This window comes from Nocardia sp. NPDC050713, from assembly GCF_040654315.1.
Taxonomy (GTDB): Bacteria; Actinomycetota; Actinomycetes; order Mycobacteriales; family Mycobacteriaceae; genus Nocardia.
This window is the reverse complement of the sequence record NZ_JBFAHS010000011.1, coordinates 205,055-229,067: the sequence shown is the minus strand read 5'-3', so window position 1 is coordinate 229,067 and position 24,013 is coordinate 205,055. Positions and strand designations below refer to the sequence as shown.

The window sequence follows — 24,013 nt, the reverse complement described above, 5'->3', positions numbered from 1 at the left end:
ATGGCCCGCGGAACCGACGCCCCAGGGCCGTCGGCGTTTTGAGGTTCGGCCGACCCCTCGCGTATTGTTGAGTGGTTGCCCATTTCCCTTCGATCGTGAGTGAGTTCGTGATGCCCGCCGGTTCCGGTTCCGCGTCGCGTCACCGTGCGGCCTCGCACCGCAAGGTGGACGCGGGTTTCGTGCTGGACACCCGCAGCCTGGGGCGCCGCCCCGGCACCATGCGGGAGCAGCAGCGCACGGTCACCACCGCCGCGCGGATCGGGTTGGACCTGATCTACATCCCGGAGGGGTCGGAGGTCGAGCTCGACCTGCAGCTGCAGGCGGTGTCCGAAGGTGTGCTGGTCACCGGGACGGTGACGGCGCCGACGGCGGGGGAGTGCTCGCGCTGCCTCGAGCCGTTCACCGACGAGGTCCGCCTTCAGGTCACGGAGCTGTTCGCCTACCCCGACAGCACCACCGAGCAGACCACCGAGGACGACGAGGTCTACCGGATGGACGACGACCTCATCGACCTGGAACCGGTGATCGTCGACGCCATCGGCCTCGAGCTGCCGCTGCAGCCGCTGTGCACGCCGGACTGCGCCGGGTTGTGCCCGGAATGTGGCGTGCGGATGGCGATTGCGGGTTCCGATCATGGGCATGAGATACTTGACCCTCGCTGGGCCGGGCTGGCGAAGTTCGCCACCGAATCGCCCGGCAACGGCAGTCCCGACGCGGACGCCGACCCAGACCGATAAACGCAAGACCGTCAGCCGAACCGGCAGAGCAATTAGCACAGAGGAGAGTTAGTCGTGGCCGTTCCCAAGCGCCGGATGTCCCGTTCCAACACCAGGTCGCGGCGCAGCCAGTGGAAGGCCACCGCGCCGACCCTGATCACCTGCCCGAACCGCGCCTGCGGCGAGAAGACCCTGCCGCACATCGCGTGCCCGTCCTGCGGCACCTACAAGGGCCGCCAGGTCACCGCCGCCGTCTGACAGTTCGACCTGTCGTATCGACGTGACCGTCAGCAAGGACGAAGCCGGCTCGTCCGGTGAACATGCCAGCCTGCTCGAAGCTCTCGGCGTCGACGTGCGACCGGATCTGCTACGCCTCGCGCTGACGCACCGGTCGTACGCCTACGAGAACGGCGGGCTGCCGACCAACGAGCGCCTGGAATTCCTGGGCGACTCCGTCCTCGGCCTCAGCATCACCGAGCGGCTGTACCACGAGCACCCGGACAAGTCCGAGGGCGAACTGGCCAAGCTGCGGGCGAGCGTGGTCAACATGCACGCGCTCGCCGAGGTGGCGCGCGGGCTCGGCGAGGGCGGGCTCGGCGTCCACCTGCTCTTGGGCAAGGGCGAAGAGCTCACCGGCGGCCGGGACAAGCCGAGCATCCTCGCCGACGGCATGGAGTCGCTGCTCGGCGCGGTGCATCTGCAGCACGGCATCGACGTGGCGCGCGGCGTTGTGCTGCGGCTGTTCGCCGAATTGCTCGAGCGCGGTCCCCGCATGGGCGCCGGTCTCGACTGGAAGACCAGCCTGCAGGAACTCACGGCCGAACGCGGACTCGGCGTGCCCAGCTACGAGATCACCTCGACGGGGCCCGACCACGACAAGGAGTTCACCGCGACCACGGTGATCGGCGGCCGTGCCTACGGGCAGGGCATCGGCCGGTCCAAGAAGGAAGCGGAGCAGAAGGCCGCGGGCGCCGCCTACCAGGCGCTGACCGCCGAAGCCTGACGTGCCCGAACTCCCCGAGGTCGAGACGGTCCGGCTCGGACTCGCCGAGCACGTCGTCGGCCGCACCATCGAATCGGTGACCGTCACGCACCCGCGTTCGGTGCGCCGCCACCTCGAGGGCGCGGCCGATCTCGCCGCCCGCATGGCCGGGCAGCGGGTGGCGTCGGCTGAACGCCGCGGCAAGTACCTCTGGCTCACCTTCGACGACGGCGACGACGCGCTGGTCGTGCATCTCGGCATGAGCGGCCAGATGCTGGTGCAGCCCGCCGACGCGCCGCTGGAGAAGCACGCGCACATCCAGGCGACCCTGCACGACGGCACCCAGCTGCGTTTCATCGACCAGCGCACCTTCGGCGGCTGGGCGCTCGCGCCGCTCGTCGAGGTCGACGGGACGCTGGTGCCCGAGCCGGTCGCCCATATCGCCAGGGATCCGCTGGACCCGCGCTTCGATCGCGAGGCGGCGGTGGCGGCGATCCGGGCCAAGCAGTCCGAGATCAAGCGAGTTCTGCTGGACCAGTCGGTGATCTCCGGCATCGGCAACATCTACGCCGACGAGTCCCTCTGGCGTGCCCGTATCCACGGCGGTCGTCCGGCTTCCGGTCTCACCCGCCCCGCGGTCCGCGCGCTGCTCGACGCGACTGCCGCCGTGATGGGCGAGGCGCTCGTCGCCGGCGGCACCTCGTTCGACGCGCTCTACGTGAACGTCAACGGCGAGTCCGGCTACTTCGAACGCGCGCTCGCCGTCTACGGCAGGGCGGACGAACCGTGCCCGCGCTGCGGCGCGCCCATCGTCCGCGAGCGTTTCATGAACCGTTCTTCCTATTACTGTCCGCGCTGCCAGCCGAAGCCGCGCCACCGCTGAGCCGAGCGAGCTACCGTTTCCTCATGCGGTCCGGGACCCCCGCCCGGTCGCCTGGAGGAAGGACATATGCGCAAGCTCACCTATTACGTCGCGTCGACGATCGATGGGTTCATCGCCACCGAGGATGGGTCGGTCGACTTCTTCCCGGTCGGCGGCGACCACGGTCCGGCGATCACCGCGCAGTATCCCGAGACCCTGCCGACCAAGGTGCGGGAAGCGCGCGGCATCGACAAGCGCAATGCCAACTTCGACACGGTGCTGATGGGCCGCAAGACGCACGACTTCGGGGTGCGGACCGGCACCTCGAGCCCGTACGCGCATCTGCGGCAGTTCGTCGTGTCCACGACGCTGCCGGAGAGCCCGGACCCGGCCGTCGAGCTGATCTCGGACGATCCGCTGGGGCGGGTCCGAGAACTCAAGCGGGACCGGGGACTCGGCATCTGGTTGTGCGGCGGCGGCGAGCTGGCTCAGGTACTGCTTCCGGAGATCGACCAGATCTTCCTCAAGCTGTATCCGATCGTGCTCGGCCGCGGCCGCTCGCTGTTCGGCTCCGGGCCACGCCTGCCGGAGGCGGCGCGGTTCCGGGTGATCACCAGCCGGGTGTTCGAGGACGGGGTGGCATTCGTGAAGTACAGCCGGATCCACTAGCCGCGTGACGGACGCCGATCGCATCGCCGAACCGGACAGGGCCGACACGCCCGGTCCGGTGGAAGCGCTGCGCGAGATCGGCTTCTGGCTCGAGCGCGAACGCGCCAAGAGCTACCGGGTCAAGGCCTACCGCGGCGCCGCCGATGTGGTGGCGGGGTTGTCGGCCGATGAGCTCGCCATGTACCAGGCGGCGGGGATCTGGCAGGATCTGCCGGGCATCGGACCGAAGACCGCCGCCGTCATCGCGCAGGCCTACGCGGGGCAGGTGCCCGATTACCTGACCGATCTGCGCCGCGCCGCGCAGCCCATCGGCGTGCCGGGCAAGCCGCTGCGCACCCGGCTGCGCGGCGACCTGCACACCCACTCCGACTGGTCCGACGGCGGCAGCCCGATCGAGGAGATGATGAGCGTCGCCGCGGCGCTCGGGCACGAGTACTGCGCGCTCACCGATCATTCGCCGCGCCTGACCGTCGCCAACGGCCTGTCCGCCGAGCGGCTGCGCCGCCAGCTGGACCTGGTCGCCGAGCTGAACGAGCACTTCGCGCCGTTCCGCATCCTGACCGGCATCGAGGTCGACATTCTCGACGACGGCACTCTCGATCAGGAAGCCGACCTGCTCGCCGAGCTGGACATCGTGGTGGCCAGCGTGCATTCGCACCTGCGCGCCGACAGCGAGACGATGACCAAGCGCATGGTCTACGCGGTCGCGAATCCGAACGTGGATGTGCTCGGTCACTGCACCGGCAGGCTGGTCACCGGTGGCCGCGGCACCCGCCCGGAATCCACCTTCGACGCCGAACTCGTCTTCGAGGCGTGCAAGAAGTACGGCACCGCGGTCGAGATCAACTGCCGCCCGGAGCGTTTGGACCCGCCCTCCCGGCTGCTGCGGCTGGCCGTCGAGATCGGCTGCCACTTCTCCGTCGACACCGACGCGCACGCACCGGGCCAATTGGATTGGCAGGGTTACGGTTGCGAGCGCGCCGTCGCCAACGGCGTCGATCCGGACCGGGTGATCAACACCTGGCCGGTGGACGAGTTGCTGGCTTGGGCGGCGTCGCACTGACCGAGCCGGATGGTCGGCCGGTGAACGCTCGGCGAATACTCGGGGGCCGCGCGGACGAATCGCGGTGCGGCACAGCAGAATGAGGGGCGAAAGGATACTCAGGGGTGGGGCAAGCGTTGGCCGATTTTCCGCTCGATACCGTCCTCGCGTTCATCGGTATCGTGGTGCCGCTCGCGGCCTTCCTGTGGGAATTCGTCTTCGTCGGCCGCAGGCGGCTCGGCTACCGCGTGCAGATGGACACGCCCGTCACCGGCGAGATCGGATCGGTGTATCCCGGTGTGCTGGAGCGGCTGCATCCCGACCCCGCAGGTACCGAAGCCGAACTGCGGGAACAGCTTCGCGGGCTGTCGGTGGTGCTGGTCCGCATCGAGAACAGCGGCAACACCGCGATCTCCGAGTCGGATTATCTGTCGCCCTCCCAACAGGTCGGTCTGCATCTGCACTTCCCGCAGCGCCGGGTGATCGGCATGGCCGTGACCGAGCTGAGTGACACGGACCTGGCCTCGAGACTCGGTCCCACCTCGGGCATCGCCATCACCGTGGGAGCCGATGGGCGTACGGGCGTTATCGATCTGCCGAAGGTGCCGCTGACCCGGAAGGCGCACTACAAGATCCTCGCCATCCTGCAGCGTGGGGAGGGCAACGGGGACGCCAACGATCAGGCTCCGGACCCCTTGCTGCGTGGCGATATTCGCGGCGGGAGCGTCGTGGAGACGCGCAGCCGCACCGGCATCTCCCGCGTGATGCTGCTGCTCACCGTGTTCCTGGTGTCGGTGATCATCGGGCAGTTCGTCGTCGACACGCTACAGCCGCCGCCGCCGCCGCTCGACTGCGCCGCGGGAAAGCTCACGCTGGTCGGCTCCTCGGCGTTCGATCCGGTGATCCGCGACGCTGCGGCGCAGTACGAGAAGCGCTGCACGGGAGCGGAATTCGCCTTCGACTTCGAGGGCACCGAACGGGGTCTCGACCGGTTGGCCGAGGCCGGGCCGGATTACAGCCTCCTGACGATCAGCGACGGTGCGAAAGGTCCGGGTTACACCGCGCTGCAAGCTCGTCCCCTCGCGCTGTCGGCGTTCGCCGTCGTCGTGCACGAAGATCTCGGCATCACCGATCTCACCGTCGCCCAGGTGAGGGATCTCTATCAGGGTCGAATCACCAACTGGCGCGAGGTGGGTGGTCCGGATCTGCCCGTCGTGCTGATCGATCGGGCGCCGGGATCGGGCACTCGGGTGATCTTCGAGAACGCGCTGCTCGGCGGAGCGCAACCGGCCCGCCCGCACCGCAGCTGCACTGCCATCAAGGACACCGCGGGAACCTACTGCGACGTGCCGGTCACCAAGGACATGCACAAGGCGGTCGGGGAGATTCCCGGTGCGATCGGCTATTCGGAGCTGTCCGAGGCGCGCAGGGCCGAGATGCGCGTGCTCACGCTCGGCGGCGTCGCGCCGGGACGACAGGCCGCGATCGATCGCTCCTACCCCTTCTGGGGCGTCGAATACGCCTACAGCAACGGCGATCTACCCGGCGATTCGCTCGCCGCGAGCTTCCTGCACTACCTGACCGCGGACGTGGGGGCGGAAGTGCTTCGCGCGCACGGCAACGAGCCGTGTGCCAGCGATCTGCTCGAACGATGCCGCTGCGCACCGGCTTCCTGAACGGTCGTCGCGCGTTGCGGGTCAGTCCGTTTCGGTGTGGCCGAAACAGTAGGCGGCGGCCGCCAGATACTGGCGACAGTCCGGCCCGTGCCCGGCGTGGACGCTGCGGAGGAACTGCGCGAGTTCCATGTCCAGGTCGGTCGGTTCGATACCGCAGTCTCTGTGCTGAGTGCTCCACAGATCCCGCTTGTCCAGCGATGTCTGCATCGTGCACCTCCAGCCCGCGACAGTGCGTTGCGGGACGCCCGTTTCCCGTGCGCGGGCCGTTATGAGCGTTTCATAGCGTGATCAGTTGCCAATCGTCCGGCAGTCGTGCCGCGTGAATCTGATGACCCTCGGCTTCCAGGTCTACGCTGACGTCGCCGAGGCGCAGCGCGGTGAGCGTCACCCGGCCCCAGGACTGGGGCAGCCGCGGTCGCACCGTCAGCGTGCGTCGCGGCACATCGGGATTCAAGCCGAGGAAAGCGCGCACCAACAGCAGCGGCGCGGCGCTCGCCCACGCCTGCGGCGAGCAGGACGTGGGGTAGGGCACCGGTACCGCGAACCGAGAGCGCGGGAATCCGCAGAACAGCTCGGGCAGGCGCCCGTCGAAAGCCGCTGCGGCGTCCAGCAATCCGGTGGCCAGCCGGGTGGCCAGCTTCGTCGCGCCCGGCACGTGCTCGTAGCGCAGCAGGCCGGCGACGGCGATCGCGGTGTCGTGCGGCCAGACCGAGCCGCAGTGGTAACTCATCGGGTTGTAGGCGCCCATGTTGGAGGCCAGCGTGCGCAGCCCGAATCCGGTGTCCATCTCCTCCTTGGCCAGTTGACGCACCAGTTCCTCGGCGTGCTCGTCGCTGGCGATACCCGCCCAGAGACAGTGCGCCGTATTGCTGGTCATCGCGTCGACGTGCCGTTTGGTGCCGTCCAACGCGACCGCGTACCAGCCGCGATCGGGCATCCAGAACTGTTCGGTGAACTTGCCGCGCAGTTCGGCCGCCCGCTCGCGCAGGCGCCCGGCCAGGCGCGTCTCGTCGAAGGCTTCGGCCAGCTCGGCCCTGGCGAGCAGGGCGGCGTGCACATAGCCCTGCACCTCGCACAGCGCGATCGGAGCCTCGGCGAGATGCCCTCCCGCGTCGTTGATTCCGTCGTAGCTGTCCTTCCAGCCCTGGTTGATCAGACCCCGATCGGTGGCGCGACGGTACTCGACGAACCCGTCACCGTCGCGGTCGCCGTACTCGGTGATCCACTCCAGGGCCGCGTCCGCGGCGGGCAGCAAATCTTCGATCGCCGCCGGATCAGCGCCCCACCGATGGCATTCGGCGAGCAGCATCACGAACAGCGGTGTGGCGTCGGCGGTTCCGTAGTAGATGTTGCCGCCGAGCACCTGCCCGCCCGAAGGTCCGCGCCGCATCTCGTGCATGATCCGGCCCGGCTCTTCTTCGGTGAGCGGATTCAGTTCCTGGCCTTGCAGTTCCGCCAGTTGTTGCAGCGTGCCGAGGGCGAGGTCGACGGCGAGCGGCAACGCCATCCACGCCGTGAGCAGACTGTCGCGCCCGAACAGCGTCATGAACCACGGCGCGCCCGCCGCGACGAACGGCCTGCTCTCGCCGGTGTCGTCGTGGATCTGCAGCGCGCCCAGATCGCTTTCGGTACGGCGCAGCACCTGGGTGAGCACCGGGTCCGCCGAGGAGATGTCGGTGGCGGTGTCGCGCCACGCCGCGATCTTGCGGCACGGTGCGCTGAAACCCATGTGCTCGCCCGGCATGAGCGGCATCTGCACCTGCTGGTTGCCCAGCGTCGGCTGCGCGATGACCTCGGTCTGCCACTTGCCGCCGACCGGAACGACGACCCGCCACACCAGCGTGCCGGGCAGCACCGAGGGTTCCACGGTGGCCGAGATCGTGATACCCCGCATCCGGTCGGAGCGATCGTGCAGCAGCAGTTCGCCTTCGGCGACGGTCACATCGGCGCGCGAATGTCCCGCGCGGCCCTCCTTGACCGCGAACAGGTCGACGAAATCGGCGTCGACGTGCAGCTCCAACGTGACCGCGGTGGGTTCGCGGCCCATGTTCTCCAAGGTGAGCAGCTCGTGCATGCCGTCGGCGACGATGCGCTCGCGCACGACGAGCAGGGTGCTGTCGGCCAGCCCGGCATGCGGCGGCCTGCGCATGACGAATCGCGCGATGAACGCCTCCGGGCTGAGGACCGACAGCGGCTCCGCCGGTCTGCCGTCGACGAGCAGTTCCCACCGCGACAGGACGCGCGCGTCCCGGAAGAACAGCCCGTGCGGGCGGCCGGGCTCGACGTCGCCGAGCCGGTTCGACAGGCAGAAGGTGCCACCTTCTACCAGGGTCACCGACCCGGCTCCGCCGAAGCCCGCGGGTTCACCCGAGTTGAGCGGCGTCGGGCCGCTCGCGGCGGAGGCTCCCGTCACGCGAGCCTGCCCGCGACCGCCACGGGGACGGTGGTCTCGGGAACACGGGTGGCGACCCGGGTCTTCGGCCGCAGGAGCTTGCGGTAGACCTGCTCGTAGCCGCGGCCCGCGCCGTCGGCGCCGAAGTTCGCCTCGACGTGGGCCCGGCACGCCGCCGGATCCATCGTCTGCACCTCGGCGATCGCCGCGGTCAGTTCGGCGGGATCGTCGCAGATGCGTCCGGTGACGCCGTCGACGACCACCTCCTCGACCGCGCCGCCGCGCAGCGCGACCACCGGTGTGCCGCACACCATCGATTCGATCATCACCATGCCGAAGGGTTCCTCCCAGAGGATCGGGAACAGCAGGCAGCGCGCACCGGCGAGCAGCTTGCGCTTGGCCTTGGCGTCGGCCATCCCGAAGACGTGATCGCGGTCGGTGAGCAGCGGACGCACCTTCTCCTCGAAGTACGCCAGCTCAGGTGGTTCGCTGCACTTGCCAGCCAGGATGAGTGGAATTCCGGCGGCGTGCGCGGCCTCCAGCGCCAAATGCGGCGCCTTGCACTCGTTGAACCGGCCGAGGAACAGCGCGTAGTCCTCTTTCTCGGTCTGGAACGGCCAGTCCTGCACCTGCAGCGCGTTGTGCACCCGCCCGACCCAGTGCAGCTCGGGGGCGAGCGCGCGCTGGCGGTCGCTGATCGCGACGAGCGACACCTCGTCGCCCATGGCCTGGTAGTACCGGTAGCAGTCGTCCTGCACCGGCCCGTGCACGGTCACCACGGTGGGCAGGCCGAGGCCGTAGTACGCCGGTGCGTTGAGCGGACCGGCGAAGGTGTGGTCGTGCACGAGATCGACGCCGTGTGTCGCGTGCAGGCGTTCGATCGCCCTTCGCGCCTTCAGCGCGTTCACGACCTCGGGGAACGGATCTCCGAGCCGTTCGGGCAATGCCCGATCCCAGAGGGGAACGAAGCGAGCCTTGGTACCGGGCTCGCCCGCACCGAACAGCGTCACATCATGGCCACGCGCTACCAACGAATCGACCAGATCGGCGACTACCGCCTCGACGCCGCCGTAAGCCTTCGGCGGCACGTCGAAATAGGGCGGAACAACCATGGCAATGCGGAATCGGGTACCAGGGTGATCGATCGACAGAAGATCCGAAGCCACACGCTGCGCCGAAACCGGCGCCGAGAACACTGCGCTCATGACCCTCCTTCCAGGGACACAACCATTGCACTCGCATCCACCCAGCACACCGATGCGCCGGGTGCCTAACGTGGTGGCCGCCGCCGGCGGAGGTGGAGCGAAAACTTCACCGCCGTCCATGGGGCTTTGGTTGGCCTGTCACAGTGGAACGTGTCAGGGGAGGCCGAAGGGGTTGTACCTCGTTTGGCGAGGCTCAAACCAAGGAGTTGCTGGAAATCTTCTTCGATCTGTTACCGGACTGATAGTTCCATCTCGAATTTGTGCTTATCGGCAGCGGTTTTTTCGGAGCTTTTATGCGCTCTCCACAAAAATTTTTCCATGCCCGTCGGGCGTGGCGAACTCCAGCAAACTTACAGCTTCCGCCCGGAGGGCGGCCTCGTCCGCGGCGGAGAGTGGATGCCAGGGCGTGATGCGCACGGTGTCGTCCTCGAGCGCCCAGCGGCCGTGCACGAATCCGTCGACGAGGTACATCGGCACGCCCGCCGAGGCTTCCTTCGCGGTGCGCTGGCGATCCTCCTCGCTGATCACCCTGCGGCGGTCCTTGTGGCCGAGCAGCGCGTTGTCGAAGGCGGGCAGGAAGCGCACCGGGACGTCGAGTTCCGGATCGGCCAGCGGCGCGTCCGGCAGGTCGAACAACACGCGGTGCCGGTCGTCGGTGTAGACCACGAGCTCCGAGCGCATCTCGTCGACCACCTCGGCGAGCCGGGTGATGCCCGCCCATGCCTGCATGTCCGCCACGGTCGCCGGACCGAAGGCGGCGAGATAGCGCCGGATGAGCGCGGCGGGGTCGGGCTCTGCCATCGGCGCGCCGATCCACTCCTCGGCCAGACCCACGGTGACGTAGCGGTTGCGCCACCGGCCCCACGTCCCGGTGTCCGGGCCGTGCACCAGGGGGACGAGCAATTCGACGGTCTCGGCGAGCCTGCGGACATGCCGATCCGGAAACCGGTCGGCGAGCAGTTTGCCGAAATCGCCGCGGCTCAACTGCTTTCCGGCCAGCAGTTCGCGGCCCGCGGCGGCGAGCTCGACCAGATCGATGCCGTCGATCTCCTCGCGGTAGTACGCGGCTTTCAGCGCCGCGTCGACGATCGGCTGCACGGTGGGGCGCAGCCAGCGAAAGTCGGCGCCGTCGGCCAGATGCACAGTGCGGCGAATCATGGTGGAGCGCACCAGCTCTCGATCGCGCAGCAGGGCGGCGAGATCGTCGTGCCGGAACTCGGCCAGGCGCGTCCACAGGCCGATGTAGGGCCAGTTGGGTTCCTGACCCTGCACCGCTACGAGGTGCCTGACGAGCTCGAACGGCGTCAGATCCACCCGCTCGACCAGCTTCTGGCGCAACAGCAGGGTCCGGTTCAGCTCGCGTAGCGATAGTTCCGTCATGACCCCATCCTGGCCGATGGCACCGACAATCCGACCGGTCCGTCCCGGTCGGGCCCGCCCGTCAGACCGGCTCGGGTCGCATGCGCAGCGGCACGCCGATCCGGTTCCAGAGATTGATCATCGCGGTGATCGCGACCAAGCCCGCTCGCGCGCCCTCCTCGAAGTGCTTCTCCACCTCGGCCCAGATCTCGTCGCTCACGCCGTGCTCACCGAGGCGGGTCACGGCTTCGGCGTAGGCCAGCGCGGCACGCTCGGCCTCGGTGTAGAGCGAGGATTCGCGCCAGGCGTCGAGCTGGAAGATGCGCTTCTCGGTCTCGCCCGCCAGGCGCGCGTCGGTGGTGTGCATATCGATGCAGTACAGGCACCCGTTGATCTGCGAGGCGCGAATCTTCACCAGTTCCCGGATCATCGGGTCCAGCGGCCCACGCCGGATCGCGCCTTCGGCGGCGATCCACGCCTGGTAGACCTCGGGTGCGAGCTCCGGCAGCTTCATCCGTGACATGCGGTCGTCCTTTCGTCGAGATTTCGCCTTACCCCGGTGAGACGAGATGGCTCCGAGAAATGTGACATCGAAAGGGCTTCGGACCCGGCCGCGTGTCCTCGCGCGGCGGGCGCACCCGGTGAACTTGTAGGGTTCATGGCGAGCCGGAGGGTGTCCGGCGGGATGCGACGCAGGGAAGGGACAGCGGGGATGTCGGACGCATCGGTCGAGGTGCTGCTCGATGACTTCGAGAACAAGGACAAGTGGGAGCTCGCGGGGGACGGGGCGGGCCGGACGCACCTCACCACGTTCGCCGAGGGCGCGCCGAGCAAGACGCCCGGCGTCTACGCCGACGGCGTCGCGGGCGAGGATCACCGGGCGCTCGTGCTGCTGGTCAAGTCGGCGGAGGCCGATCTCGAGGTCGAGCTCGTGGCGAAGCCGGGACAGTCGTTCTCGATCGCCGGTCGGTTGGCGATGGTGAACCTGTGGGTGCGCTCGCCGCACGCGTCGATCCGGGTGTCCGCGCGCCTCGGCGGCGAACACGGTGAGCGAGAGTTGGCGCTCGGCAGTATCGGCGCGGGCCCGGACTGGCAGCGCCTCGGTCACGAACCGGCCGACGCGATCGCCGACGCCGATCTCCAGGGGCTGAGGATCCGGCTGACCGACGTCGTCAAGCGAGAAGGTGAGGTCATGATCCTGCTGGACGACCTGACGGTTCGAACCACGGTGTGAGACAGGTTGTTCGACGGTGGCTCCGCCGCCGAAACGCGGACAGCCCCGGCGCATCTGCGCCGGGGCTGTCCGCTACTGATGCGGTGAGCCAGGAACTCAGCCGCGGAACGGGTGCGTGCTGTCCAGGTCGAGGTTCAGCTCGACCACGTTGACCCGCGGCTCACCGAGGAACCCGAGGGTCCTTCCCTCGGTGTGCGCCGCGACGAGCGCGCGCACCTCCTCCTCGGAAACGTTGCGTTCCTTGGCGATCCGCGGCACCTGGAGCTCCGCGTAGGCGGGGGAGATGTGCGGATCGAGTCCGCTGCCGCTCGCGGTGACCGCGTCGGCGGGGACCACCGGGTCGGCGGGCGCGTCGCCGCGAATCGGCACGAGGCGGCCGACCGAGTAGTCGACCCCCTCCTCGGCGCACTCGACTCGCACGCCGTGGTAGGCGTCGACGAACGGCGTGGCGGGGCACGCCTGGTTCACGCTGATGACCTGGACCGGACGCGAGATCTCGCCATTGGCGTCGCGCGGACCGATCACCGAGAGCACCGCGCCCACACCGTCGTTCGTGCAGAACGGACGGGAACCGTCGACCCCCTCACGGTCGCCGATCTCCTTGCTTCGCGCGCACACGGTGCTCAGCAGGCTCGCTCGACCCTCGGCATCGAAGACGTTCTGGTCGACGATGTCCTCGGGTCCCAGGTTGCTCGCCGCCGTGGACAGCGGGTCGTAGCCGTCACCGGCGGCGGACGGGCGGCTCTGGAAGTACTGGGCGAGCGCGTTGCCGTCGGCGTCGGTGAACGACTGGCCGATCAGGCTGCTGCCCACCACTTTTCCGTCCGACTCGAGCAGCGAGCCGTCGGCTTTCTCGTTCAGCCCCGGCAGTTGGCCGATCGCGAAAACTGCCAGTGGATAGACGATTCCGGTGATCGCGGTCAGCACCAGCAGAGCGCGCAGTGCGGCAAGGTGTTGCCGGATCCAAGTGGACATACGCATGTCAGGACATCCCGGGGAGGAGGTGGACGACGAGATCGATGAGCTTGATGCCGACGAACGGCGCGACGATGCCGCCGAGGCCGTACACGGTCAGGTTGCGGCTCAACAGTTTCGACGCGTGCGACGGTCGGTAGCGCACGCCGCGCAGCGCCAGCGGGATCAGCGCCACGATGACGATCGCGTTGAAGATCACCGCGGAAAGGATCGCCGACTGCGGACTGGCCAAGCGCATGATATTGAGCAGGTCCAGGCCGGGGAACAGCCCGACGAACAGCGCCGGGATGATGGCGAAGTACTTCGCGATGTCGTTGGCGATGGAGAACGTGGTCAGCGCGCCGCGCGTGATGAGCAGCTGTTTGCCGATCTCCACGATCTCGATGAGCTTGGTCGGGTCGGAGTCGAGATCGACCATGTTGCCCGCTTCTTTGGCCGCCGAGGTGCCGGTGTTCATCGCGACACCGACGTCGGCTTGGGCAAGGGCGGGGGCGTCGTTGGTGCCGTCGCCGGTCATGGCGACCAGGCGTCCGCCGTCCTGTTCCTTCTTGATCAGCGCGAGCTTGTCCTCGGGGGTGGCCTCGGCGAGGAAGTCGTCGACGCCCGCCTCGTCCGCGATCGCCTTGGCGGTCAACGGATTGTCGCCGGTGATCATGACGGTGCGGATGCCCATTCTGCGCATCTCGTCGAAGCGCTCCCGCATGCCCTGCTTCACCACGTCTTTCAGGTGGATCACGCCGAGCAGCCGGGCGACGCCGTCGTTGATCTCGCCGACGACCAGGGGAGTGCCGCCGGAGGCGGAGATACCGTCCACGATGACGCCGATATCGTCGGGCACCGAACCGCCGTTGGCGCGCACCCATTCGGTCACCGCGCTCGCCGCGCCCTTGCGCAGCCGATGACCGTCGGCGAGGTCGACGCCCGACATGCGGGTCTGCGCGGTGAATTCCACCCAGGTCGCGCCGGTCAGCTCGCCGGGGGTGCGCTCGCGCTTGTTGTAGGCCTGCTTGGCGTACACCACGATCGAGCGGCCTTCCGGCGTTTCGTCCGCGAGGCTGGACAGCTGCGCGGCGTCGGCCAGCTCGTCGTCCGGAATGCCGGGCATCGGAAGGAAGTCCGAGGCCTGCCGGTTGCCGAGCGTGATCGTTCCGGTCTTGTCGAGCAGCAGCGTGTTGACATCGCCCGCGGCCTCGACCGCGCGGCCCGACATGGCGAGCACGTTGCGCTGCACCAGCCGGTCCATGCCCGCGATGCCGATCGCCGACAGCAGCGCGCCGATGGTGGTCGGGATCAGGCAGACCAGCAGCGCGACCATGACGATCCCGGTGATGCCGTCGGCGTTCAGCGCCGCCGTGTCCAGCACGCCGGGGTTGTTCGCCTTCGAGAAGATGGCCAGCGGCTGCAAGGTGACGACGGCGAACACGAAGATGATCGTGAGCGCGGCGAGCAGGATGTTCAGCGCGATCTCGTTCGGCGTCTTCTGCCTGCTCGCGCCCTCGACCAAGGCGATCATCTTGTCGATGAAGCTCTGCCCCGGCTCCTGGGTGATGCGGACGACGATCCGGTCCGAGAGCACGGTGGTGCCACCGGTGACGGCCGAACGGTCACCGCCGGATTCCCGGATGACCGGGGCGGATTCGCCGGTGATGGCCGATTCGTCCACCGAGGCGATGCCTTCGACGACGTCACCGTCGCCCGGGATGACCTGCCCCGCCTCGACCACCACGTGGTCGCCGCGACGCAGTTCGGGTGCGGCGACCCGCTCTTCGACCACCCGCGCGCCGGGCGACCAGTCGACCAGGCGGCGCGCCACCGTGTCGGTCTTGGCCTTGCGCAGCGTGTCGGCCTGGGCCTTGCCTCGGCCCTCGGCGACCGCCTCGGCCAGGTTGGCGAACAGCACCGTGAGCCACAGCCACGCCACGATGGCCCAGGCGAACACGCTCGGATCGGCGATCGCGAGCACGGTCGACCAGGCGGCGCCGACCTCCACGATCAGCATCACCGGATTGCGCCACAGCGTGCGCGGGTCCAGCTTGCGCAAGGCGTCGGGCAGCGAGGTGAGCAGTAGGGCGGGGTCGAGCACGCCGCGGGCGACCTTGTGGTCGCCGCGTTCCGGCGTTGTCTCGGGCCGGATGTCGGGTTCGGTTGCGGTACCGATCATGTCAGTGGATTCCTTCGGCGAGCGGCCCGAGCGCGAGCGCGGGCAGGAAGGTGAGCGCGACCAGGATCACGGTCACGCCGACCACCAGCCCGACGAACTGCGGGCGATGGGTCGGCAGCGTGCCGATCGACGCGGGCGTGGTGCCCTGCTTGGCGAGTGATCCGGCGAGCGCGAGCACGAAGATGATCGGCAGGAACCGGCCGAGCACCATGGCCAGGCCGAGTGCGGTGTTGTACCACTCGGTGTTGCCGGTGAGGCCCGCGAAGGCGGAGCCGTTGTTGTTGGCGGCCGAGGTGAACGCGTACAGCACCTCCGACAGGCCGTGCGGCCCGCCGTTCAGCATGCCCGCGCGCTGGCCGGGCAGCGCCATGGCGATCGCGGTGAACGTCAGCACCAGCAGCGGGCTGATGAGGAAATACGAAGCGGCCAGCTTGATTTCGCGCGGCGTGATCTTCTTGCCCAGGTATTCCGGTGTGCGTCCGACCATGAGGCCCGCGACGAAGACGGTGATCACCGCGAGGATCAGCATGCCGTACAGGCCGGAGCCGACGCCGCCGGGCGCGACCTCGCCGAGCTGCATGTTGAACATCACCATCATGCCGCCGAGGCTGGTGTAGGAATCGTGGAACGAGTCCACGGCACCGGTGGAGGTGAGCGTCGTCGAAGCCGCGAAGGTGGCCGAATTCGACACGCCGAAGCGAGTTTCCACGCCCTCGGTGGCCGCGCCGATGGCCGTCGGCACGGTTCCGTGGTGCTGCAGCTGGAACAGGTTGGTCAGCGCGATGCTGGCCAGCGCGATCGTGCCCATCACCGCCACGATCGCGTAGCCCTGCTTGGTGCTGCCCACCATCCGGCCGAAGGTGCGCGGCAGCGAGAAGGCGATGACCAGGAGCAGGAAGATCTCGATCCAGTTCGTCCAGGTCGTCGGGTTCTCGAAGGGATGCGCGGAGTTGGCGTTGTAGAAGCCGCCGCCGTTGGTGCCGAGTTCCTTGATCACCTCTTGGCTGGCGATCGGGCCGCCGGTGATCGTCTGCTCCGCGCCCGCCAAGGTCTGCGCGACCTGGTCGTGCAGCTGGAAGTTCTGGATGACGCCGCCCGCCACCAGCACGATCGCGAAGACGAACGCGATCGGCAGCAGGATGCGCAGCGTGCCGCGCACCAGGTCGACCCAGAAGTTGCCGAGATCACCGGTGTGCCTGCGGGCGAAACCGCGCACCAGCGCGATCGCGACCGCCATGCCGACCGCGGCCGAGACGAAGTTCTGCACGGCGAGCCCGGCCATCTGCACCAGGTGCCCCTGGGTGGATTCGCCGGAGTAGTTCTGCCAGTTGGTGTTCGTCACGAAGCTGACCGCGGTGTTCCAGGCCAGCGCCGGGGTCATCTCGGTGCCCGGATCGTTCAGGTGCAGCGGCAGTTTGTCCTGGATCAACTGGAAGAAGAACAGGAACAGGATGCCGACCGCCGAGAACGCGAGGACGCTGCGGGCGTAGACGCCCCAGGTCTGCTCGACTTCCGGCTTCGCGCCGATGGCGCGGTAGATCAGCCGCTCCGCGCGGGAGTGCTTTGTGCTGCTGTAGACGCGGTACATGTAGTCGCCGAGTGGGACGTGCACCAGGACCAGCGCCAAGACCAGGGACGCCACGAAGACGATCCCCGCGGTTGTCGTGTTCACCTAGAACCTCTCGGGGAAGAGCAGGGCCGCCACCATGTAGACGGCGACGAGAACGGCGAGCGCGAGACCGATCAGGTTCGCGGTCACAGCTTCTCCACCCCTCGTTGAATCAGACCCAGCAGTGCGAACACCGCGATCGTGAGCGCCGTGAACACCACGACAGACATGACTTTCCGACCTCCTTGCGCTCCCGGATGTGGAGCGCACAGCGAGTACAACGCTCGTTCGTCGTGGCAGGCCGCCTCCCTGACGGGTTCTTAGCGCCTCGTGCCTCGGCATTGACGATCCGTTAACGGGCGGGTCGCTGGACGAACCGGTCGTAAACGTGCGGGCCGCACCCCTGCCACACACATCGCCTCGACGGGGCGACCCGTGGTGATCGGCGTCCGCCCGCCCGTTCCGCGCCGAGCCGGAGCAGAAGGGTGCGGTAGCGTCACGGTGTCGAAGGCGTGCGGAAGGAGCGGTCGTGTTGGGGGTGGGTGCTACCTTCGCCGGCTATCGGCTCGAAGGGGTGCTCGGGCAGGGCGGAATGGGGACCGTCTATCTGGCTCGGCATCCGCGGTTGCCGCGCAGCGTCGCGTTGAAGCTGTTGAACCAGCAGGTTTCCACCGATCCCGAGCTGACTCGGCGGTTCGAGCTGGAGGCCGATGTCGTTGCGCGGCTGGAGCATCCGGGGATCGTCGGGGTGTTCGATCGCGGTGCGGAGCAGGGGCATCTGTGGATCGCGATGCAGTACATCCGCGGCATGGACGCCTCGGCGTGGAATGGTCGAGCGCAGCCGGTGACGACGACGGCCCGGCTGATCGGGGAGACGGCGGCGGCGCTCGACTACGCGCACAGCCGGGCTGTGCTGCACCGTGACGTCAAACCCGCCAACATCCTCTTCGCCGACGCCGCAGGTGGCCGCGAATCACATTCGGTACTCACCGATTTCGGTATCGCCCGGCTCACCGACGCCAACACCCACCTCACCGCCACCGGCACCTTCACCGCCACCATCGCCTACGGATCGCCGGAGCAGCTGTCGGGCGAGGTGGTCGACGAGCGCAGCGATCAGTATTCCCTGGCCTGCACGCTGTTCGCCATCCTCAGCGGACATCCGCCCTATGCGGCCACCAACCCCGGCCAGGTCGTCATGGGCCATCTCTCGAAGCCGGTGCCGCGGCTCACCGCCACGCGCCCGGATCTGCCGCCCGCCGTGGACGCCGTCCTGGCCCGCGCCATGGCCAAGCAGCGTGCCGAACGGTTCGGCAGCTGTTCGGAATTCACGACCGCGTTTCGGGATGTGCTCGAGGGCAAGCATGTCGTGATGCCCGCGGCGCCGACGGTACACCCGGTCGAGGATCGGCGACCGGAGCAGTGGGTCGATCCCGCGGCATGGCCGACGCCCGGTGGGCCGGTCCCGATGGCCGGGCCGCACCCGCTGGCTGCCGCAGGCGGTTATCCCTGGCCGGGCTGGGCCGGACCGCACGACCCGGCCCCGTCGAAGGCCGCCGCGGTGGTCGCGGGACTGCTCATGACGCTCGTCGGATTGCTCAGTGGCGCCCTCTTCGTTCTCGGCGCGATCGAGACAAGCGAAATGGTCGAGACCCGTTCCGATGGTGCGGCGGAGTCGTTCCTCGCGCTCGTGGTCGTCGGAATCGTCACGGTGCTGTCGGGCGGTTCCGGACTACTGCTGTTCATGGCCACCCGGGTCGGCCGTGTCCTGGCAATCGTCTCTTCAGCTATCGCCGTGCTGCTGGCTACCTTCGGTATCGGTGCGGCCATCGTGACGAAGAACGGCGACCCATTGGGGCCCTCCGTTCTCGGTTTTCTCTTTTTCGGCACAGTGCTCATTTGTGCCTCAGCCCGCTCCACCGGCCGCTGGATCGCCCACCGCGCCGCCATCCGGAGTGCGAGAAGGCGGCGCTGAAACCGCTTTCGACCGACCACAAGGATGGCGTCAAGACCCGGGCAAGGGGCGTCAAGAGACCGTAAAGACGCGTGGTGGACGGCGGTGACGGCGGTATTCGTGTAGTGGCCGGCCAGGCGGGGCTTCCAGCGCAACCGGTGCCCTTCTTGTTCTGTGGAGAGGATCGATATGTCGACCGTCACCATCGCGGTGCTGCTCGGATTCGTGTGCTGCGCGCTGGTCATTCGGGGGTTCGCGCTGCGCGGGGAGGCGGTCGGGCCGCGGCGGGCGACCGTCGGGGGCCGGCGCGTACGGCCGCGGGACGCCGCGCGGACCGTCGATGCGTGAGGGTCGACGCAGCGCGCCGACTGATTCGAGGGATTCGCGGCGTGGCTGCTCGGAAGAGCGATGATGGACAAGTGAAACGCGGTCGACTACGCATCTACCTCGGTGCCGCGCCGGGCGTCGGCAAGACGTACGCCATGCTCGGCGAGGCGCACCGGCGGCTGGGGCGCGGTCGCGATGTGGTGGCCGCGGTGGTGGAGACGCACGGCCGGGCCAGGACCGAGGAGTTGCTGGCGGGTATCGAGCGGATACCGCCGAAGTTCATCGAATACCGCGGCGCGCGGTTCCCGGAACTCGATGTGGACGCGGTGCTGCGGCGCACGCCCGCGGTCGTGCTGGTGGACGAACTCGCGCACACCAACACGCCGGGCAGCGCCAACAAGAAGCGCTGGCAGGACATCGAGGTATTGCTCGCCGCGGGCATCGACGTCATCTCGACGGTCAACGTTCAGCACCTGGAGAGCCTCAACGACGTCGTCGAGCGGATCACCGGCATCCAGCAGCGCGAGACGGTCCCGGACGCCGTCGTCCGCGGCGCCGAACAGGTCGAGCTGGTGGACATCACGCCGGAGGCGCTGCGGCGCAGGCTTTCGCACGGCAACGTCTACGCGGCCGACAAGGTGGACGCCGCGCTGCGCAACTATTTCCGGCCGGGCAATCTCACGGCGCTGCGCGAACTCGCGCTGCTGTGGCTGGCCGACCAGGTCGACGCCGCGCTGGCGAAATACCGTGCCGACCACCACATCACCGAGCTGTGGGAGGCGCGCGAACGCGTCGTCGTCGCGGTGACCGGCGGGCCGGAGTCGGAGACGATCGTGCGCAGGGCGAGCCGGATCGCGACGAAATCCAGCGCTGATCTCGTCGTCGTGCACGTGGTGCGTGGGGACGGGCTCGCGGGCGTCTCGACCGAGCGGCTGGCTCGGCTGCGCGAACTCGCGGCCAGCCTGGACGCCTCGCTGCACACCGTCACCGGTGACGACGTGCCCGGCACGCTGCTGGAGTTCGCCCGCGAGGTGAACGCGACCCAGCTGGTGCTCGGTACCTCGCGGCGTTCCCGGTGGGCGCGCATCTTCGACGAGGGCATCGGCTCGGCCGTCGTGCAGCGCTCCGGGAAGATCGACGTGCACATGGTCACCCACGAGGAGGCCCATAACGGCGTGCGCTGGCGCGGACTGGTGCCGCGTCAGCCCGCTCTCGCCTGGACCGCTGCCCTCCTGGTCCCGATGCTGGTGTGCGTGCTCAGCGCCGCCGTGCTCGACGCCCACCTCCAGCTGGGCGGGCTCAGCGCGGTGTTCTTCATCGGGGTAGTGGCGGTCGCGCTGCTCGGCGGTGTGCTGCCCGCCTCGTTCTCGGCACTGCTGTCGGGGTTGCTGCTGAACTGGTTCTTCACCGATCCGCGCTACAGCCTCACCATCGCCGAACCGGACAACTTCGTCACGGTGGTGGTGATGTTGATCGTCGCCCTCGCGGTCGCGGCGCTGGTGGACGTCGCCGCCAAGCGAACGCGGCAGGCGCGCAAGGCCTCTCGCGAGGCCGAGCTGCTGACCATGTTCGCCGGTGCGGTGCTGCACGGGGCGGACCTGCCCAATCTGCTCGAACAGGTCCGCGAGACGTTCGGGCTGCGGGCGGTGAGCATGGTCCACGGCGGCGCCGTCGTCGCTGAGGTCGGCACGGAACCGCCTGGGGAGCAGGGTGCGGCCGACACCGTCATCGAGGCGGGGGATGGCACAAGCCTGCTGCTGCTCGCCGGACGCACGCTCGACGCGGCCGACCTTCCGGTGCTCAACGCGGTGGCCAACCAGGCGGCGGGGCTGGTGCGCCAGGCCAGGCTCGCCGAGGAGGCGGGCGCCGCGGCGGCGCTGCTCGAGGCGGACCGGTTGCGCCGTGCATTGCTCTCTGCGGTGAGCCACGATCTGCGGACGCCGCTGGCGGGCGCGAAAGCCGCGGTATCCAGTCTGCGCAGCGACGACATCGAGTTCTCGCCGGAGGACACCACCGAATTGCTGGAGACCATCGAGGAATCGGTGGACCAGCTCACCGCGCTGGTCGGCAACCTGCTCGACTCCTCGCGGCTGGCGGTCGGCGTGGTCAGCCCGCAGCTGCGGCAGGTGTACATGGACGAGGTGGTGCACCGCGCATTGGTGAGCGTCGGGATGGGCGCCCGCGGTCTGCGCCGCGCGGCGATGAACCGGGTGGAGGTGTCCGTCGGCGAGGTGTCGGCGCTGGCCGACGCGGGTCTGCTGGAGCGCGTGCTCGCCAATCTGATCGACAACGCGATCCGCCACTCACCGCCCGACAGCCCGGTGCGGGTGACCGCCGAGCGTGCTGGCGATCATGTCGCGATCGCGGTGGTCGACCGCGGACCCGGGGTGCCGCCCGGCGCGGAGGAGCAGCTCTTCGAACCGTTCCAGCGGCTGGGCGATCGGGACAACACCACCGGCGTCGGCCTCGGGCTCTCGGTGGTGCGCGGTTTCGTCGAGGCGATGGGCGGCGTGGTGCACGCCGAACCGACGCCGGGCGGTGGGTTGACGATGCTGGTCGATCTGCCCGCAGCGGAGTCGGCTGCGACGGTCGTGGAGGAGGCGGCGGAGGTGCGGGCCGAAGCGTGGACGGCCGGTTCGGAAAGCGCGGACGCACGAGGCGCGGCCGAGGTGGCGTCGGCGGTCGGCCTCGACGGGGGCGAGAGGCCGAGTGCGGCCGAGGTGTCGGAGCGTAACCGTGCGGCGCCAGAGCCCGGGTCGGCGGTCGGCGTCGACGGCGGCGGGGCGACGAGCGAGGTCGAGGTGCCGGGGGGAAGCGGTTCAGCGTCAGCGCCGACGTCGGAGTCAGCGGCGGGCGGCGGGATCGCGGCGAGCGAATGGCGCCCGGCCGGGGTCGGTCGCGAGTCGTCCGGCGCGGCTTCGGTGGAGCGTGTCGGGGCCGGGGAGGATGGTAGAGACGGCGGTGGCGCGGCGCGGGCCGGAGGTACGCCAGGATGACGAAGGTGGTGGAACGTGGTGAAACGGATCTGGCCGCACGGGAATTCGTGGTGAGCGACGTCAGGCCGGAGGCCGAAGCGTCGAAGCCGCCGCCGACCAAGGTGCTGGTGGTCGACGACGAGCCGCAGATCGTGCGCGCGCTGCGGATCAACCTGTCGGTGCGCGGCTACGAGGTGATCACCGCGGGCACCGGCGCCGCCGCACTGCGCGCGGCCGCGGACAAGCACCCCGACGTGGTCATTCTCGACCTCGGGCTGCCCGACATGGACGGCATCGAGGTGCTCGGCGGACTGCGCGGGTGGTCCAGCGCGCCGGTCATCGTGCTTTCGGCGCGCACCGACTCGACCGACAAGGTGGAGGCGCTCGACGCGGGCGCCGACGACTACGTGACCAAGCCGTTCGGCATGGACGAACTGCTGGCCCGGTTGCGTGCCGCCGTGCGCCGCGGCGCCACCGACGGCGAGACGTCCGATCCGGTGGTGGTCACCGATTCGTTCACCGTCGACCTGTCCGCCAAGCAGGTCACCAAGGACGGCGCGGCCGTCCATCTCACGCCGACCGAGTGGGGGATGCTCGAGATGCTGGTCCGCAACAAGGGCAAACTCGTCGGCCGCAAGGAACTGCTGCGCGAGGTGTGGGGGCCGTCCTACGCGACCGAAACCCACTATCTGCGGGTCTATCTCGCGCAGCTACGCCGCAAGCTGGAGGACGATCCGTCGCGGCCGAAGCACCTGCTGACCGAGGCGGGCATGGGGTATCGCTTCCAGGTCTGAGCGGAGCCGCGCCTTCCTCGGACAGGCGTGGGCCGTCGACGCACGGCGTCGGATGGCCGATGTGGCCGCGGTCGCACCCAGGAATGGCGTCCGCTCGCACGCTGTTGGCAGGCGTGAGCCGTTCCCGACGAAGATGGCAGGATCGAACCCATGGCTGAACCAACCGTTGCCCCCGCGACCGGCGCCACGGCGTCTACCACCGTGGAGCCGACCACCCTCTGGGTCGAGCGCACCGGCACCCGCGCGTACACCGGACGCAGCTCCCGCGGCGCCGAGGTGCTGATCGGATCGCAGGGCGTGCCCGGTGTGTTCACGCCCGGCGAGCTGCTGAAGATCGCGCTGGCCGCCTGCTCCGGCCTGAGCGCGGACTTCCCGCTCTCGCGCAAGCTGGGTGACAACTTCGACGCGACCATCCACGTCGCGGGCGACGCCGACCGGGAGAACGAGGTCTACCCGCAGCTGGACGAGGTGTTCGAGCTCGACCTGAGCGAGCTCGACGAGGAGGCGCGCGAGCGGCTGCTGGTCACCGTGCAGCGCGCCATCGACAAGGTGTGCACCGTGGGCCGCACGCTGAAGGCGGGCACCAAGGTCACGCTCGCCTTCGACATCGACTCCTGACAGCACTGCCGGGCGAAGTGCGCATCGCGCTACGCCCGAACCGTTCCCGAGCGCCCGTCCGCACCTTTCTGCGGCCGGGCGCTCGGCATGTCCGGCCCCCTGCGCCGCGCGCGGCGATCGGTACGGCATTCTGAGCGGATGACTGAGACTCCGCACGGCGCGGCCGAATCCACCGACCGGGTCCGGCTCGGCGCCTGGGTGCACGGCACGGTGCAGGGCGTCGGTTTCCGCTGGTGGACACGGTCGCGTGCGCTGGAACTCGGTCTCGTCGGTTCCGCGCGGAACGCCCCCGACGGACGCGTGCACGTGATCGCGGAGGGCACCCGCGCGGCGTGCGAGCGTTTGCTGGAACTGCTGCGATCGGGTGATACGCCTGGCCGGGTGACTTTGGTTGTGGAAAGCTGGGAGCCTCCGCGGGGTGATTCGACCGGATTCGAGGAGCGCTAGTGGTGGATCCGACGGC

General features: G+C 68.9%; 22 protein-coding genes and 1 pseudogene. 14 read left to right on the top strand and 9 right to left on the bottom strand.

Annotated features, from left to right (window positions below):
* Positions 1 to 110: 110 nt before the first annotated feature.
* The 7 genes from AB0H49_RS21445 (at position 111) to AB0H49_RS21415 (ending at position 5,947) form a co-directional block, all read left to right on the top strand.
* On the top strand, positions 111 to 737 hold the full coding sequence (locus AB0H49_RS21445) for a DUF177 domain-containing protein (RefSeq protein WP_354999839.1): 627 nt from the start codon (positions 111 to 113) through the stop codon (positions 735 to 737).
* Between the two features lie 54 nt (positions 738 to 791).
* Complete coding sequence (gene rpmF / locus AB0H49_RS21440; RefSeq protein ID WP_014987105.1) at positions 792 to 974, top strand: 50S ribosomal protein L32; 183 nt, start codon at positions 792 to 794, stop codon at positions 972 to 974.
* Between the two features lie 22 nt (positions 975 to 996).
* Positions 997 to 1,719 carry a ribonuclease III gene (gene rnc / locus AB0H49_RS21435; protein ID WP_067782039.1) on the top strand — a complete coding sequence of 241 codons (723 nt, stop codon included), beginning with the start codon at positions 997 to 999 and terminating at the stop codon, positions 1,717 to 1,719.
* 1 nt (position 1,720) lies between these two features.
* Positions 1,721 to 2,581 carry a bifunctional DNA-formamidopyrimidine glycosylase/DNA-(apurinic or apyrimidinic site) lyase gene (mutM, locus tag AB0H49_RS21430; protein ID WP_357253785.1) on the top strand — a complete coding sequence of 287 codons (861 nt, stop codon included), beginning with the start codon at positions 1,721 to 1,723 and terminating at the stop codon, positions 2,579 to 2,581.
* A 66-nt stretch (positions 2,582 to 2,647) separates the two neighbouring features.
* Complete coding sequence (locus AB0H49_RS21425; protein WP_354999291.1) at positions 2,648 to 3,229, top strand: dihydrofolate reductase family protein; 582 nt, start codon at positions 2,648 to 2,650, stop codon at positions 3,227 to 3,229.
* A 4-nt stretch (positions 3,230 to 3,233) separates the two neighbouring features.
* Positions 3,234 to 4,292, top strand: coding sequence for a PHP domain-containing protein (locus AB0H49_RS21420; protein WP_357253783.1), 1,059 nt, complete (start codon positions 3,234 to 3,236; stop codon positions 4,290 to 4,292).
* Between the two features lie 104 nt (positions 4,293 to 4,396).
* The gene (locus tag AB0H49_RS21415; RefSeq protein WP_357253781.1) at positions 4,397 to 5,947 is read left to right on the top strand and encodes a substrate-binding domain-containing protein; all 1,551 of its coding nucleotides are present in this window, start codon (positions 4,397 to 4,399) and stop codon (positions 5,945 to 5,947) included.
* A gap of 21 nt (positions 5,948 to 5,968) precedes the next feature.
* Here AB0H49_RS21415 and AB0H49_RS21410 read toward each other — a convergent pair whose 3' ends face one another.
* The 5 genes from AB0H49_RS21410 to AB0H49_RS21390 all read right to left on the bottom strand — a co-directional run bounded on the left by AB0H49_RS21410 (position 5,969) and on the right by AB0H49_RS21390 (position 11,426).
* The gene (locus AB0H49_RS21410; protein ID WP_141809478.1) at positions 5,969 to 6,154 is read right to left on the bottom strand and encodes a hypothetical protein; all 186 of its coding nucleotides are present in this window, start codon (positions 6,152 to 6,154) and stop codon (positions 5,969 to 5,971) included.
* Positions 6,155 to 6,224: 70 nt separating this feature from the next.
* Positions 6,225 to 8,282, bottom strand: a complete 2,058-nt coding sequence (locus AB0H49_RS21405) for a glycogen debranching N-terminal domain-containing protein (protein WP_357253849.1) — start codon at positions 8,280 to 8,282, stop codon at positions 6,225 to 6,227.
* A gap of 74 nt (positions 8,283 to 8,356) precedes the next feature.
* A complete protein-coding gene (locus AB0H49_RS21400; RefSeq protein WP_357253848.1) occupies positions 8,357 to 9,451 on the bottom strand; it encodes a glycosyltransferase family 4 protein in 1,095 nt (364 codons plus the stop codon).
* Positions 9,452 to 9,835: 384 nt separating this feature from the next.
* Positions 9,836 to 10,924, bottom strand: a complete 1,089-nt coding sequence (locus AB0H49_RS21395) for a winged helix DNA-binding domain-containing protein (protein ID WP_354999294.1) — start codon at positions 10,922 to 10,924, stop codon at positions 9,836 to 9,838.
* A gap of 61 nt (positions 10,925 to 10,985) precedes the next feature.
* Entirely contained in the window at positions 10,986 to 11,426 is a 441-nt protein-coding gene (locus AB0H49_RS21390) for a carboxymuconolactone decarboxylase family protein (protein ID WP_354999295.1), read from the bottom strand.
* Between the two features lie 189 nt (positions 11,427 to 11,615).
* Here AB0H49_RS21390 and AB0H49_RS21385 point away from each other — a divergent pair, with 189 nt between their 5' ends.
* Positions 11,616 to 12,137: a hypothetical protein gene (locus AB0H49_RS21385; protein WP_357253778.1), complete on the top strand. Its 522-nt coding sequence runs from the start codon at positions 11,616 to 11,618 to the stop codon at positions 12,135 to 12,137.
* Positions 12,138 to 12,233: 96 nt separating this feature from the next.
* Here AB0H49_RS21385 and AB0H49_RS21380 read toward each other — a convergent pair whose 3' ends face one another.
* The 4 genes from AB0H49_RS21380 to AB0H49_RS21365 are packed head-to-tail and all read right to left on the bottom strand — an operon-like array spanning position 12,234 to position 17,224.
* A complete protein-coding gene (locus tag AB0H49_RS21380; protein ID WP_357253776.1) occupies positions 12,234 to 13,118 on the bottom strand; it encodes a potassium-transporting ATPase subunit C in 885 nt (294 codons plus the stop codon).
* Between the two features lies 1 nt (position 13,119).
* Positions 13,120 to 15,273: a potassium-transporting ATPase subunit KdpB gene (gene kdpB, locus AB0H49_RS21375; RefSeq protein WP_357253774.1), complete on the bottom strand. Its 2,154-nt coding sequence runs from the start codon at positions 15,271 to 15,273 to the stop codon at positions 13,120 to 13,122.
* Position 15,274: 1 nt separating this feature from the next.
* Complete coding sequence (gene kdpA, locus AB0H49_RS21370; RefSeq protein WP_357253772.1) at positions 15,275 to 16,945, bottom strand: potassium-transporting ATPase subunit KdpA; 1,671 nt, start codon at positions 16,943 to 16,945, stop codon at positions 15,275 to 15,277.
* The gene (locus AB0H49_RS21365; protein WP_354999300.1) at positions 16,946 to 17,224 is read right to left on the bottom strand and encodes a potassium-transporting ATPase subunit F; all 279 of its coding nucleotides are present in this window, start codon (positions 17,222 to 17,224) and stop codon (positions 16,946 to 16,948) included.
* Positions 17,225 to 17,411: 187 nt separating this feature from the next.
* On the opposite strand from AB0H49_RS21365, the gene AB0H49_RS21360 reads away from it, so the two are divergent.
* From AB0H49_RS21360 to AB0H49_RS21335, 6 genes and pseudogenes are all read left to right on the top strand, one after another.
* Complete coding sequence (locus AB0H49_RS21360; protein WP_357253770.1) at positions 17,412 to 18,857, top strand: serine/threonine-protein kinase; 1,446 nt, start codon at positions 17,412 to 17,414, stop codon at positions 18,855 to 18,857.
* 168 nt (positions 18,858 to 19,025) lie between these two features.
* Complete coding sequence (locus tag AB0H49_RS21355; protein WP_354999302.1) at positions 19,026 to 19,184, top strand: hypothetical protein; 159 nt, start codon at positions 19,026 to 19,028, stop codon at positions 19,182 to 19,184.
* Positions 19,185 to 19,255: 71 nt separating this feature from the next.
* Positions 19,256 to 21,736, top strand: a pseudogene (locus tag AB0H49_RS21350) (sensor histidine kinase KdpD); the annotation flags it as partial.
* Between the two features lie 419 nt (positions 21,737 to 22,155).
* Entirely contained in the window at positions 22,156 to 22,932 is a 777-nt protein-coding gene (locus AB0H49_RS21345) for a response regulator (RefSeq protein ID WP_354999303.1), read from the top strand.
* Positions 22,933 to 23,082: 150 nt separating this feature from the next.
* On the top strand, positions 23,083 to 23,550 hold the full coding sequence (locus AB0H49_RS21340; protein ID WP_354999304.1) for an OsmC family protein: 468 nt from the start codon (positions 23,083 to 23,085) through the stop codon (positions 23,548 to 23,550).
* A gap of 138 nt (positions 23,551 to 23,688) precedes the next feature.
* Complete coding sequence (locus tag AB0H49_RS21335; protein ID WP_354999305.1) at positions 23,689 to 23,997, top strand: acylphosphatase; 309 nt, start codon at positions 23,689 to 23,691, stop codon at positions 23,995 to 23,997.
* The last annotated feature ends 16 nt before the right edge of the window (positions 23,998 to 24,013 follow it).